Annotated in this window: 13 protein-coding genes; 10 read left to right on the top strand and 3 right to left on the bottom strand. The window is 45.3% G+C overall.

The features are described 5' to 3' along the window. Nucleotides 1–134: 134 nt before the first annotated feature. From RYL88_RS02980 to RYL88_RS02965, 4 genes are all read left to right on the top strand, one after another. Nucleotides 135–572 (top strand): prepilin-type N-terminal cleavage/methylation domain-containing protein, encoded by a 438-nt coding sequence (locus tag RYL88_RS02980; protein WP_314988899.1) that lies wholly within the window; start codon nucleotides 135–137, stop codon nucleotides 570–572. Nucleotides 573–761: 189 nt separating this feature from the next. Then, a complete protein-coding gene (locus RYL88_RS02975) occupies nucleotides 762–1,157 on the top strand; it encodes a prepilin-type N-terminal cleavage/methylation domain-containing protein (protein ID WP_314988898.1) in 396 nt (131 codons plus the stop codon). Nucleotides 1,158–2,807: 1,650 nt separating this feature from the next. Next, a complete protein-coding gene (locus RYL88_RS02970; RefSeq protein WP_314988897.1) occupies nucleotides 2,808–5,048 on the top strand; it encodes a primosomal protein N' in 2,241 nt (746 codons plus the stop codon). 164 nt (nucleotides 5,049–5,212) lie between these two features. Beyond that, nucleotides 5,213–5,845 (top strand): DUF417 family protein, encoded by a 633-nt coding sequence (locus RYL88_RS02965; RefSeq protein WP_297967452.1) that lies wholly within the window; start codon nucleotides 5,213–5,215, stop codon nucleotides 5,843–5,845. Between the two features lie 279 nt (nucleotides 5,846–6,124). Here RYL88_RS02965 and RYL88_RS02960 read toward each other — a convergent pair whose 3' ends face one another. Beyond that, complete coding sequence (locus RYL88_RS02960) at nucleotides 6,125–6,631, bottom strand: tetratricopeptide repeat protein (protein ID WP_297965990.1); 507 nt, start codon at nucleotides 6,629–6,631, stop codon at nucleotides 6,125–6,127. 143 nt (nucleotides 6,632–6,774) lie between these two features. Here RYL88_RS02960 and RYL88_RS02955 point away from each other — a divergent pair, with 143 nt between their 5' ends. The 6 genes from RYL88_RS02955 to RYL88_RS02930 all read left to right on the top strand — a co-directional run bounded on the left by RYL88_RS02955 (nucleotide 6,775) and on the right by RYL88_RS02930 (nucleotide 13,882). Beyond that, a complete protein-coding gene (locus tag RYL88_RS02955) occupies nucleotides 6,775–7,527 on the top strand; it encodes a DUF4272 domain-containing protein (RefSeq protein WP_314988896.1) in 753 nt (250 codons plus the stop codon). 626 nt (nucleotides 7,528–8,153) lie between these two features. Continuing rightward, a complete protein-coding gene (locus RYL88_RS02950) occupies nucleotides 8,154–9,080 on the top strand; it encodes a hypothetical protein (RefSeq protein WP_314988895.1) in 927 nt (308 codons plus the stop codon). Nucleotides 9,081–9,488: 408 nt separating this feature from the next. Further along, the gene (ispG, locus tag RYL88_RS02945) at nucleotides 9,489–10,547 is read left to right on the top strand and encodes a flavodoxin-dependent (E)-4-hydroxy-3-methylbut-2-enyl-diphosphate synthase (RefSeq protein ID WP_297965995.1); all 1,059 of its coding nucleotides are present in this window, start codon (nucleotides 9,489–9,491) and stop codon (nucleotides 10,545–10,547) included. 60 nt (nucleotides 10,548–10,607) lie between these two features. After that, nucleotides 10,608–11,147 (top strand): tetratricopeptide repeat protein, encoded by a 540-nt coding sequence (locus tag RYL88_RS02940; protein WP_314988894.1) that lies wholly within the window; start codon nucleotides 10,608–10,610, stop codon nucleotides 11,145–11,147. Nucleotides 11,148–11,165: 18 nt separating this feature from the next. Continuing rightward, nucleotides 11,166–12,584: a replicative DNA helicase gene (locus RYL88_RS02935; protein ID WP_314988893.1), complete on the top strand. Its 1,419-nt coding sequence runs from the start codon at nucleotides 11,166–11,168 to the stop codon at nucleotides 12,582–12,584. A gap of 23 nt (nucleotides 12,585–12,607) precedes the next feature. After that, entirely contained in the window at nucleotides 12,608–13,882 is a 1,275-nt protein-coding gene (locus RYL88_RS02930) for a ComEC/Rec2 family competence protein (protein WP_314988892.1), read from the top strand. On the opposite strand, the gene RYL88_RS02925 is transcribed toward RYL88_RS02930, so the two are convergent. Together RYL88_RS02925 and RYL88_RS02920 are read right to left on the bottom strand one after the other, a co-directional pair. Continuing rightward, on the bottom strand, nucleotides 13,879–14,709 hold the full coding sequence (locus RYL88_RS02925) for a YihY family inner membrane protein (protein WP_314988891.1): 831 nt from the start codon (nucleotides 14,707–14,709) through the stop codon (nucleotides 13,879–13,881). The two genes, RYL88_RS02930 and RYL88_RS02925, sit on opposite strands and share 4 nt — an antisense overlap. Before the next feature lie 38 nt (nucleotides 14,710–14,747). Then, the coding region (locus RYL88_RS02920) for a YhjD/YihY/BrkB family envelope integrity protein (protein ID WP_314988890.1) at nucleotides 14,748–14,935 on the bottom strand (188 nt) is incomplete at its 5' end.

The raw sequence follows: 14,935 nt of genomic DNA, 5'->3' as shown, positions 1-14,935 counted from the left end.
AAATAGGCTATTTATTCACGTTTTTCCTAAAATTTGCATTGATTTTTTACAAATTTATATTTTTTTAAGTATTTTATATATATAATTCCGCCAACTGCATAAGTGTATGCAGAAATAAATACAAGGAGTCTCATATGAGAAAAGGTTTTACAATGATCGAGTTGATCTTCGTGATCGTTATTTTAGGTATCCTAGCTGCTGTTGCTATCCCAAGACTAACTGCTACTCGTGATGATGCAGAGATCTCAGCTGCTGCTACAAATATTTCTACGGTCATATCTGATCTAAATTCTTATTACACTTCACAGGCTAAACTAGCCGTTGGTCCTACAGCATGGGGTGAGATGACATCTGTAAGCCCTACCATAAAAATTAGAACCGACAACTGCTTAACTCTTACTCCGCCATCTAACGCAACTGCTGTTGAAATAGGTGCTGTAGTAGGTACTGGAGGTCTATGTAATAACGTTTGGAGCTTACCTGCTATGCAAGAAATTAAGGCATATATTGATAGTAGTAGCGGTAAAACAGCACATACTATCAAAGTCGGCGGTATCAGCGTAGTTCGCTAATTTTTATCTGATTAGTTAATGCTATATAAACCCAGATCCTGTTTCTAAGGATTTGGGTTTTTGTTTTTTAATGCTTTTAGTTTTCTAATATTCTATATTTTTTAACATATTAAAAAACCTAGTGAATATGTATTTTTATATTTTTAGGAAGTTTGGTAAAATCATAAAATTTAATATCAAGGAATCTTTATGAGGCGTGGTTTTACAATGCTTGAGCTCGTTTTTATTATCGTTATCTTAGGCATTTTAGCTAGCATAGCAGGGGTTAAGATTTTTGCTACTAGAGATGATGCTTTGATTGCTAGAGCTAGGAGCGATGTAGCTTCTATAAGAAGCGGTATAATCAACAAATACAGTGCAAATATGATGAGGGGTAGTTTTGGTTATCCTGCTCAACTTGAAAAAACTGGTAGTTCGGTGCCTTTTGATGACGTGATTCAAGGCGGTGCAAAAGACTGGACAAAAAGTGGTAACAATTATACTTTTAAACTAGGTTCAAAAACTGTATCATTTACTTACGATTCTAGAAATGGTACGTTTGACTGTCCTCATAGTCAGTCGTTGTGTAAGGCCCTTACGGAGTAGGCGGCTTTTTTAAAACGGTTGCAAATGGCTTAAGTCCTAGGACGTTTGTATACTACTATGAAAATTTACCCAAAATTTGATTAACATCAAAGATAAGATCTTTCGGCTATGTTTTAAAACATAGTCGAATTTTTCACGGCTTTTAATTTTATAAAATATATTCTCTGTTATATAGTTTTTTGTGATTTATTTTTCCATAAATAAAATAAATTTTCTTAAAGACTAAAAAACGAATTTTAACTATGTATGCCTTTTTGCAAATATACTCCATTGGTTTTTAAATTTTTAGCGATTATTCTATTGTATTTTTGCTATTTTAGTTACGGCTTGGCGGTAGAATAAATATTAAAACACAAAAGCTTACAATAGTAAATGATTAATTAGCAAGCAAAAAATCATAGTTCGGGCATACGTAGCATAAGAAAAACTAAAAAAATAAGAAATTGAACCTTGCTGCCTAGCAATGTTTTTGTTTACTCAAATTTTAAGTCGTTTTTAGCTTTTGCATCCGCCTTATTTATCACTGTTGCTTTGTTATTGTGACGCAAAAATTGCCATGGCGTTATGTGTTATTTTTTTGTAAGTCCGTTTAAGTAAAAATCTCTGCTTAAGATACACGGCAATTCCAAAAATTAAAGGATATAATATTATGGTCAAATTAAATCCTTTATTTGAAAATCTATCTCAAGAAATAGCCAAAATGAATTTAAGCGTAGCAACCGTCTTTTTGGCAGATGTGCATAAAAGGCGTCAAAGTCGGCTTTGCTTCATGCCCTTTCTAGTCTACTCTGTAATCCCATAAAAGCAATAAATATCAAATCAAAGTTGCAACGGTTTGGTTGGTATAAAATCAGATAAAAAAGGTTGCCTACGAGTACGACATTGCCGCTTCATACGGCATTTGTCGCTATCATAAAAGCAATTAGGCGATATAGGCTAGACATGGTATCTAAAAATAGCCAAAGTCACACAACTCTATAGACTACAATACATGCTGCCGCGGCTTTACGTATAATAGCAAGCAAACGGGATCAATAAGGCAAGCGAATAATACAAATTTCAAAAGTCGTTCCTAAAATTTAGCGAGGTCTAACCAAACATAAATACTGAATTTAAGTGGCTTTAAAGATAGGGGCAAGCTAAAGGGCAAATTTAAAACCTCTGGCGTGGAGATAAAACCGATGTAATGAAGCGCAGGCTAGATAAATTTGAGCCGCGAGCCAAAACGACTGATCGGTAATAATTGGCAACCGATTCTGCCAGAGGTAAAAATAAATACCGCCGCCAAATTTATAATACCGAATTTAACTTCGCAAACGGCCTAAATTTAAGCAAAATGCATTAAATTTAAGTGCAAAAAATAGTGTGACTAAGGTTTTTGCTAAAATTTAGCAAAACCGCTAGCCAAAAGGTAAATTTGTTATAACGAGACAAGATGATAAGTCGGTAGATTATGAGAAACAGCAACCAGGCGAGGTACCGCCGATTACGAAATAAACTTCGGCGCGGCTTTGCTGAGGGCAAATCGCATCTCCTGCTGCAAACCGCGCATAAATTTAAGCCGCTACCGAAACTAACGATTTTTGGGATTATTATTGTAAAATGCGGATTTAAAAACCGACTAATACCAAAATATACAAAAGGCAAGCCGTGTGTGAAGATGAGATAAAATACTACGAAATTTTGTTAAGCGGGTTAAATTTGGCGCCGCTCACTTATCACTACGGCGGTAATTTAGAGCCTTTTTGCGCGGTTACGGTTACGGTTAGAGGCAAAGAAACGCTAGGCTACGTTTTTAGGCAAGTAGCAAAACCAAGCTTCAAAACCGCCCAGATATCGGCCGTATGCGCGCAGACCTTAACTTGGATTCAGATTTCGCTGCTGAAGTTTATCTCGCATTATTACGTCGTAAATTTATCCGTCGCCGCAGGGCTTTTTACTCCGCTTGACATAGGCGCGCCGTGCCCGGTGTTTTGCGAAAAAAATGCGAACGAGCGGGCTTTGGGCGATAGTGCCGACTTAAATTTAAACGCCAAAATCCGTAAAAAAGAGGGGCAAAATTTAACCCTAGAGCCAAACGATGCCGCGCAGACTAGCGATTCGGACTTTGGATTTACCTCCGTAGTCGGCGTATCTAAGGCTAGTGCATGCCGAGCAAATTTAAAATCAAATTTAGCCAAAAACGCTAGCCAAAATGGCGGCGCGACTTTGAGGGAGGCGAGTTTATCGGCGGACGCTTCGTCGTCAAAAACGGCTCAAAAACAAACGCTAAATTTGATAAATCGCCAAGAATCAGTCGCAGACAAAAAGCCCTTTGAAACGCCAAATTTAAGCTACGAACTAGAGCCTAAAATATTCTTAAAAGCCCCGAGCCTAAACCCGGCCCAACAAGAAGCGCTAAATTTTACCAAAAGCCGTAAAACTAGCCTTATTTTCGGCGATACTGGAAGCGGCAAAAGCGAGATTTATTTTTCGCTCATTCGCGAATATTTACTCGCGGGCAAACAGGTTTTGCTTTTGATGCCTGAAATCTCGCTCACGCCGCAGATGACGAAGCGGCTAAAGAGCTATTTTGGCGAGAGTTTTGGCGTGTGGCACTCTAAAATCACGCCCAAAAAGCGCGGTGAAATCCTGCAAAAGTTTCAGAGTCGCGAGATAAATTTGATCGCCGGTGCGCGCTCGGCGCTATTTTTGCCCTTTAGCGAGCTTGGACTCATCATCGTCGACGAGGAGCACGACGACAGCTACAAATCCGCGCAAAATCCGCACTACAATGCCCGCGACCTCGCGATATTTCTCGCGAGCAAATTTGACGTAAGAGTCGTGCTAGGCTCTGCGACGCCAAGCGTAACCAGCTTTGCTAAACAGCCGCATTTTAGGCTAAAAGGCACGTTTTTTAAAAGCGAGAAAAAATTTATCTACGACGAGAGCGAGACGGGGCTAAGCGGTATCGTGCTTGGCGAGCTTGCGGCTAGTTTTGCGGGCGGCAAGCAAGCGGTCGTTTTCCTGCCGACACGCGCGAACTTCCGCTACCTATCATGCCGCGAGTGCGGTAGCACGATAAAGTGCCCGTTTTGTAGCGTCGGGATGAGCTTTTATAAAAAGCGAAATCTGCTAAAGTGCCAGTACTGCGGCTTTACGGCGTCTGCTACATGCTCGTGCGAGAAGTGCGGTAGCGAGATGATCGAGGCGAAAAAAATCGGCACGGATGAGCTGACGGAAGCCTTGCGCTCGGCGTTTCCTGCGGCTAGGATCGAGAAATTTGACCGCGACGAGATCACGACGCAAAACAAGCTTGAAAAGACGCTAAAAGCCTTTAACGCGGGCGAGATAGACGCGCTTGTCGGCACGCAGATGCTGAGCAAAGGGCACGACTACCACAACGTAGATCTTGCCGTCATCATGGGCGTCGACGAGCTGCTAAATTTCCCGGATTTTCGCGCTCGTGAGCGGACGTTGGCGCTGGCGATGCAGGTGGCGGGCAGGGCAGGGCGCTCGGGCGAGGGGCGCGTGGTCGTACAGAGTAGGCAGCGGGAGTTTTTTGAAAATTTTATCGCGGATTACGACGCGTTTTTGGAGGAGGAGATGCTCGCTAGAGAGCCGATATATCCGCCGTTTGCTAGGCTTTTGCGCGTTGTCGTTTCTGAAAAAAACGAGCAGGCGGCAAAACAAAGGCTTGAAATTTGCGTAGCCGAGCTTGAAAATTTACGCGCCGTCGAATCTTCGCTAGAGATAGTCGGACACGGCAAATGCGCGATCGAAATACTGGGCGGAAAATACCGTTTTGAGATTTTGCTGCGCTGCGCCTCGCACGCTCCGCTTATCAAAGCCGCTCGCATCTGCGCCGCACACGGCTTTGACGTCGATATGGATCCGATAAATTTCTCGTAGTATCTTATTTCTAGGGCTTAAACATAACTAAATTTTTATTTGTGATAATGTTTATCTTTTTTAAGCCTATTTTTATACGATTTAATTATAATCCCGTTATAATTTTATCTAGCCTTAAATATACAGTCTAATTAAAATTATAAAAATCACCCTAAAGGAACTTAATGCAAAAATTTTTACAAGCCCTAGCAGGCTCGCAAAAATATTTCGTAAACTACGTTAGCGTCGCGATTTTCATCGTGATGGCGTGGATAGGCGGACTCAAAGTCGTGCAATACGAGGCCGACGGCATCGTGCCGTTTGTAACCAATAGCCCGTTTTTTAGCTACATGTATAGCAAAAAAGATATCGTAGATAACGGTAAGGGCAAAATGGTCGCCGAGTACAACCTACACAAAAATCCGGAAGGCTTGGTCGTGCCTAAAAACATCGAGTGGCATAAACAAAACGGTACTTATGCGGTTTCGTACCTGATCGGCGCGATGATCTGCACTATCGGCACGCTCGTGCTGCTTGGCATCTGGTTTCCTAAACTAGGGCTTGTCGGCGGGCTGCTGACGTTTGGCATGTCTATCGTAACGCTTAGCTTTTTGATAACTACGCCTGAGACTTGGGTGCCAAATCTAGGCAATCCGGCGCTCGGCATCACTGAAAGTCCTAATCACGGCTTCCCGTATCTATCGGGTGCCGGACGACTGGTGCTAAAAGATATAATAATGTCTGCTGCGGGACTAATCGTAGCCTCAAATGCGGCGCGCAGGCTTTTGGAGCGCTGCAAAAGCTGCGCAGGTAAGTAAAATTGCGGATTTTAGCGAGCGGTAGACCTAAATTTAGTTATTTCTCCGCTCGCGGTCGTTTTTATCCCTAAATTTAAGGTCTTGCCGTAAATTTAACATCTTTTTATATCCCAGACAAAATAAAAGTTTTAAAATCGACTTTTGCTGATTTTAAAATTTCCATTGCTTATTGTTAGTCAAATTTAATAATCCAAGCGTGTTTATGGATACGGCTAAAATTTGCCGCCGCCGACTAGATCGTGCAAAAGTCGGGGTGGATTTATCCACGCCCAATAAACCTTACTTTGCCTTTTCGCAACCTAGATCAAGCCCTAGCTCGCAGGATTTTTTATAAAATTTAGCCGCTTGTTCGTTTGATTTTTCCGCGCCTTTGCCGCTCTCATAAAGCCCTGCTAGTCCGTAGCAACCGCCGCTACTACCCATTTCGCAGCTTTTGTTAAATAACTCGAATGATTTTTGCTCCGAGCGCTCCACGCCCCTGCCTGCGCCGTAGACGTCGGCTAAATTCGAGCAGCCGTTAGCATCGCTTAACTCGCACGATTTTTCGTAAAATTTAGCCGCCTTAGCGTAATCTTGCGTAGCGCCCATGCCGTAGTCGTAGGCTAATCCCGCACGACGACAAGCATCCGCGTGCGACGCCTCGCAAGCCTTCTCAAAACCGCCGAGCGCGCCCGCAAGATCGCCTTTTGCCTTCGTCGCTTGCGCCGCGGCGTAGATTTCGTCCGCGCTTGCGCCAAACATCGCTCTCGCCGCGCATAGAAGCGAAACTGCTAAAATTTTTCTCATTTTTTATCCTTTAAAATTTGATGGATGCGGATTCTAGCGCAACGTTTTTGAAATTTACGTAAACTTGTCGCCGACAAGTCGCTAAATTTTCCGTTTATACGCTAAAATACCCGCGTAAATTTATGCAAATTTAAAGGAGAAGCGTGGGTATTTTTGACTTTTTTAAAAAAGGAGCTGATAGCGCGCGAAAAAGAAGCGTAAGCGCCGCAAAAATCGGTAAAACCGCGCAGGAGCGCAAGGATATAAGCATCGAAATCTTAAAATCGCAAGGCGCGCCTTTTATAGACCACTTGCCGCTACGATACGAGACGGGCGAGGTCGCGCCGCGCGAAAAAGACGAGGTTATCGCCCGCGCGATCTGCTCGTTTGCCGCGATAATGTGCGCTTGCACGATCAGAGATAACGGCGAGCTAACGGACGAAGACAGGCAGGGCGCGAAGGATTTTTTAGATAATCGCTTCGGGTGCATAAACAAGCTAACGCGCATGGAGCGCCGCGTCATAGAAGGCGAAGCGAGCTACGACGAGGCCGTAAATATGGGCTGGAAATACGAGTCGCTGTGGGCGCTGCTTTGGGCGATGGGGCTAGTAAAAGAGCTAGATTTCCCAAAGGATATCTGCGATTGCAATTTCGTAATGAAGACCTTTGGCGGCGACTTTTCGGAGCGCGTAAAAATGCGCGGTACGGATGAAATCTTGCAAGCGCTCGATCTCATCTACCGCTATCACTGGGCGTGCGTCAATGCCAGGGTAAACGGCAGCAAGAGCGCAGGCCTTGATGAAGAGGTCGTGATGGAGAGGCGCGGAGGGCTAGAGTGGCTGTGTTGCAAGGGCGCGGAGAATGATAATCCGAGCGATGAGTATAATGCGTGGGATTATCCGGACTTGAATACTTGACTTTTTGACTTTTGTGCGTTGTCTCACGAGCGTCTTTAAATGGGTTTCTGCTTCACTTGCGTTTCGCAGCTGCAAGCAGAGGAAATTTTAAGTCTGCGATAGGCTATATGCCTTATCTCGACTTAAAATTTCTGCACGACATTTAAATCCATCTCGCGACACTGCCGCTCCTGCATTCTTTAACTCAAATTTTAAACTAGCCTACGCTTAAAAATCTTCTGCTAGCAGCTACGAGCGTAGCGGAGTAGAAATTTTACCTCGTCTCCTCGTAGCGAAGTTTAGCTTCACTGCGTTCGCTACTGCAAGCAGAGCGTTACGAGCGTAAGGCGCAAAGCAAAGCGAAAAATACCGCGCCTTATTTTTTGCGCGCCGTCTCTTGCACGCTTTTTATAGAAACTTCGGCTACGCCGCCGCTTCGCTAGTTTTGCAAAGTAGACCCCAAAAATCACCGCAAGATACTGCCGCGCGCATCTTTTTTGCTCAAATTTAAATTTTAGCATCGTCCCGCATCGCTATACCGCCGCTTGCGTTTTGCGTTTAAATTTTGCGCCTTATCCATTTGAGATTAAATTTAAAATACGAATTTATTTGGCTATACTTTGCTTAAATTTTTACAAAGGACGCAAATGAACGAGTTTTTCCCTTGCCGGGCGGTGGAGCATAGCGACGGCTCGTATGCCGCGGTAACGTCTGATTTTCACTACTTTGATGCGTATTTTAAAAACGGCTGCGGCGGATACGATTTGCAAAGTTTAGCCAAAAGCCTAGCCAAAAAGCACGACATAAAAGGCCTAAAATACGACTGCGAGGCGGGTATGTTTTGCGTTCATTTAAAGGATTTGGGCGCGCTAAAAGCCCTGTGCGAGAGGCTGCGGGAGATTAGCGGCGAGCAGAGCGACTACGCGCCCGCAAATCCGCAAAAGCCCAAAATAAAGCCTAGAATGCTAGACGAGCTACTGCTAAAAGGCTTTGTTTTAAGGCTTGACGAGGATACGCAAAAGCGGTTTTTAGACGGCGTGCCGTTAGAGCTTTCGCCGCTGTTTGAGAACTACGCGGCCGCGCTTGCGGGAGATGACGAAAAGGCGCAGTTTGAGGCGCTGCGCCGCATAAATTCGCAGGCGTTCTCGCAAAATAAAAGGCGAGATTGCGTTAGCGCGCTAGGCCATCCCGCGTTTTTACAAATTTTATTTGACTTCTTGGGCAGAAATCCTAGCGACAAGCCGCATTTAGAGGCTCTTCGCGCGCTTGAGGCTATATGCATGAGGCACCTGCCCGATCTGCGAGCAGCGAAATATTTTATCGCAGCACTTGCGCATAAAAAGGCCGATTTTAGACAGGTCGGCATTTGCGGACTAGGCACGCTTTACGAGTATGATTTAAAGCTTATAGAGCAGCTAACCAAGGATAAATCCGCCAAGGTCGCAAACGCTGCGGCAAGAACGCTAAAATTCGGGTTTAAAAAGAAAGATTCAAGCGAGCATTATATATTTCCCGTTTGGATGTTTAGCGGCAAGCTGGTTAGGCGCTGCGAGAGGGAAATTTTCGGACGTTAGCTATTGTTAAAATTTACTCGGCTGATAGCGCCTATCTTAAATTTAAGTTGCCTAACCTAGCTTCATGGCGTTGCCTCTTGCGTTTTGGCGCCTAAATTTATCTTTGTCGTTTAAATTCGGTTTTAAATTTAAGCTTGACGGCCGTAGGTTTTATCGCTAGCGTCTTGCCCGGGCTAAAAGCGGGTAAATAAGCGTATTTAGCCCCTAAAATTTCGCTACTTCCGCACCGCCCGATAGATATAAGCAGCGCTTTTTGCGTAGCCCGCGCTAAATTTGGCGCTTAGCTTATGCATCCAAAAATCCATTTTCGTTTTTGCTCTTTTTAGCTAAATTTAAACTCCGCGCAGAGTTTTGAGCCTATTTAAAGAGAAAATTTTTTATAATTGGCTAAAAAATTAAAGGCCAAATTTGCAAAGATATCCCACAAAACAGATAAAAATCAGGGACGTAAAGATCGGCGGAGACGCACCCATATCGGTGCAGTCGATGACGTTTAGTAAAACAAAAGACGTAAAAGGCACGCTAGAGCAGATACAGAGGCTTTATTTTGCGGGTTGCGATATTGTGCGCTGCGCAGTGTTTGACAAAGAGGACACCGCCGCGCTACGCGAGGTAGTAAAGGCTAGCCCGCTGCCCGTCGTCGCCGACATCCACTTTAATCACAACTACGCCGTGATCGTTAGCGAGTTTGTCGATGCTATCCGCATAAACCCGGGTAACATCGGCTCGAAAAAGAACATCAAAGCCGTCGTGGACGCGTGCAAGCAGCGAAATCTGCCTATCCGTATCGGCGTAAACTCAGGCTCGCTAGAAAAGCAGTTTGAGGACAAATACGGTCGCACGGTCGAAGCGATGGTGCAAAGCGCGCTTTATAATATAAATTTGCTCGAGGATTTTGACTTTACCGATATCAAAATCTCGCTAAAATCAAGCGACGTCGAGCGCACGATGGCCGCTTACCGCGCGCTTAGGCCGCTTGTGGCGTATCCGTTTCACCTAGGCGTTACGGAGGCCGGCACTAGCTTTCACGCGACGATAAAGTCCGCGATCGCGCTAGGCGGACTGCTACTGGAGGGCATCGGCGACACGATGCGAGTTAGCATCACGGGCGAGCTAGAAGAAGAGATCAAAGTCGCAAAAGCGATCCTAAAGGATAGCGGCCGCCAAAAAGAGGGGCTAAATATCATCTCGTGCCCGACCTGCGGGCGTTTGCAGGCCGATCTGATGGCTGCGGTAAAGCTCGTCGAGGAGAAAACCAAGCACATCAAAGAGCCGCTAAACGTCTCGGTGATGGGCTGCGTCGTAAACGCGATCGGCGAGGCCAAGGGTGCTGACGTAGCCATAGCCTTTGGCAAGGGAAACGGGATGATAATGCGCAAAGGCGAGGTTGTCGCGAGGCTGCCCGAGAGCGAGCTGGTCGATAGATTTTTACTCGAGATCGACGATGAAATAAAATCAAGAGAGTAAATTTGAAAGCTTTTTAACCGACGCGGATCAAAATATCAATAAAAATTTAAAGGATTAATGATGAGAAAATTTATTTTTGTGATGATGGCTTTGGCAGGTTTATTAAATTTTGCCTTTGCCTTTGAATTATCGGCGCAAGAAGAGCTTGAATATGGATTGGAGGCATCTTATTATCAAGACTTGGCAGGAGCGGCAAAGCACTTTGAGAGCGCTTGCAATAAAGGAAGTATCAATGGGTGCTCTTTCCTTGGTATCAGTTATTACAACGGCGAGGGCGTGAGGCAAGACTACAAAAAAGCGATAGAGATTTGGCAAATGACATGCGATAAAAAAGACGCTGTCGGCTGCGCTCAGCTTGGTCATGCATACAATAGCGGCAAAGCCGTGAAACAAGACTACAAAAAGGCGATGGAGCTTTATCAAAAGGCCTGCGATCTAGGGGGCGCTGACGCTTGCTACGATGTCGCTTCTTTATATCTTGAGGCAAAAGGCGTGGAGCAAAATTTCAAAACAGCCAAAGAGTATTTTGGCAAAGCATGCGATCTGGGCGATCAGTTTGGCTGCGACGACTACAAAAAGCTAAATGAAGCCAGATATTAAAATTTAAACGGAGCGAAAGTGGCAAAAAATAAATTTAACGACGTGGATTTTCACAACCTTTACGACCTGGATATGGAGCGCGCGATCCTCGCATCCATCATCTATAGCGCGGATAATCTAAGCGAGATTTTCGATATCCTAAGCCCGTTTGACTTTTACCTGCGCGCTCACGGCGACATTTACGACGCGATGGTAAAGTGCCTGAATGAAAATTTGCCCGTCGAAACGGGATTTTTAAAAACCAAGCTGGGGAGCAAATTTGACGAGAACGTGATGAGCGAGATCATCGGCACGAACTCGATCCTGGACGTCAAAAAGTACGCCAACGAAATCAAAGAAAAATCAATCAAGCGAAGCCTGGTAAAAATCGCGCACCAAATACCTAGCAAAGTGAGCGAGGATAAGCCTAGCCGCGATATGGTGGACGAGCTGAGTCAGAGTTTTTATTCGCTAGTGGACGGGCAGAGCGCGGGCGCCATCAAAGACGCTGCTGTCATCATCGCAGACGTCATCACGCACCTAGAAAAGCAAAAACTGCTCGAGGATAAGGACATCGTGGGCATCGACACGGGCTTTCGCCAGCTAAACGAGATGACGAAGGGCTTTAAGCACGGCGACCTCATCATCATCGCGGCACGCCCCGGCATGGGAAAAACGACGATCTGCTTAAATTTGATGAACCACGTACTGATGCGCGGCGGCGGAGTCGTGTTTTTCTCGCTTGAGATGCCCGCCGAGCAGATCATGCTGCGTATGCTAAGCGCCAAAACTTCGATCCCGCTACAAAACATCATGACTGCTAAAATGGACGACGAGGAGTGGTCGCGCCTAAGCGACGCGTGCGAGGATATGGCTAGCCGCAAGCTTTTCGTCTACGACAGCGGCTACGTAAACATCCACCAGATCCGCACGCAGATGCGCAAGCTCAAGTCCGCCCACCCCGAGATCACGCTGTGCGTCATCGACTATATCGGCCTGATGATGGCGACGTCAAATTTCTCCGACCGCCACCTACAGATCGCCGAAATCTCGCGCGGACTAAAGCTGCTAGCACGCGAACTAAACATGCCTATCATCGCGCTTAGTCAGCTAAACCGCAGCCTAGAGTCCCGCGCCAACAAACGCCCGATGCTAAGCGATCTGCGCGAATCAGGCGCCATAGAGCAGGACGCCGACATGATACTTTTCGTCTACCGCGACGAGGTTTACCGCGAGCAGGAGGAGAAGGAGGCTGAGAAAAAGGCGCACGCCGAGGGCAAGGAGTACGTGCGTAAATTCGTCCCCAACAAGATCGAAGAGGATGCCGAAATCATCGTGGGCAAGAACCGAAACGGCCCGGTCGGCACGGTGGAAGTGATATTTCAAAAGGAATTTACGCGCTTTGTCGATAAAAGTTTTGGCGCCGCGCACGTGGCGGAGTTTAATCCAAACGCCTAAAATGCGAAGCCTAAAGCCAAAATTTGCAAAAGCCGCAACGTAAATCTATCTTTGAAAGCGCGCGCGAGGTTTATACATTTTGCCTTGCGTGCGCGCTCGTTTTTGGGCTAAATTTGGGGTCTAGCTACTATAAATTTCGAGAATTTAAATCCCAAAACGGCGTTATCCTTCAAGCTAAAATTTTACAAAACTACGAAAAAACGAACGTAAAAGGTAAAATTTACCGCGTTTTGAAGCTAAAAACGAATGATTTTAGCTTTTACACGACGACTCAGGCGGATTTTGACGCGCAGGCGAACGAGCAAATTTTAATCGGCGCCGAAAGCAAAAACGTTAAATTTAAAGAGTACCTAAGCGGCTCGTTTTATATGCCAAGCTACGGCGTGACGCAGCTTAGGTACGCCGCGAGCGAGGAGCGAATTTACGATAAAATTTTTGAGTTTATCGCCGCGCAGCACGAAAGCGAAAAAATGACCGAGCTTTTTACCGCGCTGTTTCTGGCTGCGCCCGTGGGCAAGGAGCTGCGGCAAGACGTAAATTTCTACGGCGTTGCGCACCTGATCGCGATTTCCGGTTATCATTTGGGACTGATTTTCGGGGCGTTATATTTTATTTTGCGCCCGATTTACCGCTATTTTCAGGCGCGCTATTTTCCGTATCGAAACGCTAAATTTGACCTCTCGGCCGCGATCTTTGCGGTTTTGTTTTGCTATCTTGCGCTGATTGGCTTCGTGCCGTCCTTTTTGCGAGCGTTTTTGATGAGCTTGCTGGCTCTATTTTTGCTTGCTAGAAACGTGCTCGTCGTTAGCTTTGAGCTGCTTTTCGTCGTGATTTGTGCCGCCGTAGCGCTGATGCCCAGCCTGCTTTTTAGCGTGGGATTTTACTTCTCAAGCATGGGCGTGTTTTATATATATCTGTATTTGCGGCACTTTGGCGGACGATTTTCAAATTTAAGCAACGCTATCTTGCTAAATTTTTGGGTATTTTCGGCGATGATTTTGCCCGTGGTTTACTTTTTCCCGCTCGTTAGCGCCCAGCAGCTAGCCGTCTTACCGCTCACGCCGCTTTTTAGCTTGTTTTATCCGATTAGCGCGCTTTTGCACGCGTTTGGCGCTGGCGGCGCTCTTGATGAGTATTTGCTAGAATTCCTCTCTTGGCGCGCAAAGGGGGTAAATTTGAACGTGCCGTTTTGGCTGTTTTTACTCTATAATGCGCTAAGTTTAGCCAGCGTCAAAAGCAAAATTTTAGCCGCCGTTATCGTGCCGCTAAATTTACTCTGCTTTGCCGCGCTTTTTTAAGCTTCTTTGTCTTCGACGCCTACTTTTTCCAGATACGCGCACAGCTTCACGCCGTAAAGAAATATGATCCACGACACGTAAATCCACACGAAAAAGAGCAGCACCACCGAAAACGAACCGTAGATGCTAAGATAGGTTTTGTTGTTTGCGGCGTAAAAGACGAATATGCTTTTGCCAAGATACCAGATGAGCGAGGCGACGAATGAGCTAAAAAGCGCGTTTTTTAGGGCTATTTGGCGATTTATCGAGATGAGATACGTCACGCAAAATATCGCCCAAATGATGAGGTAGGGGAATATGCTTAGAAAATTTATCCACTTCGTGTAGGCGCTGGAGTTTAGCATATCTTGAAATAAATTTGAGAGATAAAAACTAAGCCCAAGCCCTAAGGGAGCTAGAGTAATAAGCGTCCAATAAGCACTCAGCGAGTTCCAAAATTTGCGGCTTTGCGTGTGCATGATGCGGTTGATGACGTACTCGTAATCGGCAAAAAACATAATCGAAGTAAAGATGATGGCGCCAAGGCCGAGGATGCCAAGGCTCGAGCTGTTTTGCAAAAAGGTCTCGATGTAGTTTGAGATCGCGTCTTGGTTTGACGGTAGCAGCTGAGCGAATATAAATTCCTTAATCTTAGCGTAATAGACGCTAAAGCTTGGCATCTGCGTAAAGAGCGAGAGCGAGATGAGCAGCACGGGGATGATGGAGAGCATCGTGTGAAAGCTCAGGCTTGATGCGTAGTGCAGCAGCTGCTTGTCCTTGATCTTTAGCATCGCCGTGAGCCAAATTTTAAGCGTCTGTTTTATCTTTTCAAATTTTTGCGGGGTCATTTTGGGATCCTTTAATTATTTTTTGCTGATAAGAGTTTTTACGTAGGAACTTCATCTTGCGAGTGCTTATTTTCCAAAAATACGCAAAATTTAAACCCATATAAAAACACTACCCAAGATACGTAAATCCACAAAAAAAAGAAAAGCAAGACTGCAAACGAGCCATAAATACTTCTGTATGTTTCATTTAAAATAGCATAATAAAGCAATACGTATTTACTTGCAA

It is taken from the genome of uncultured Campylobacter sp., from assembly GCF_963517995.1.
In the GTDB taxonomy this organism is placed as follows: Bacteria; Campylobacterota; Campylobacteria; order Campylobacterales; family Campylobacteraceae; genus Campylobacter_A.
The sequence above is the reverse complement of the archived record's forward strand: the minus strand, read 5'-3'. Positions and strand labels throughout refer to the sequence as shown.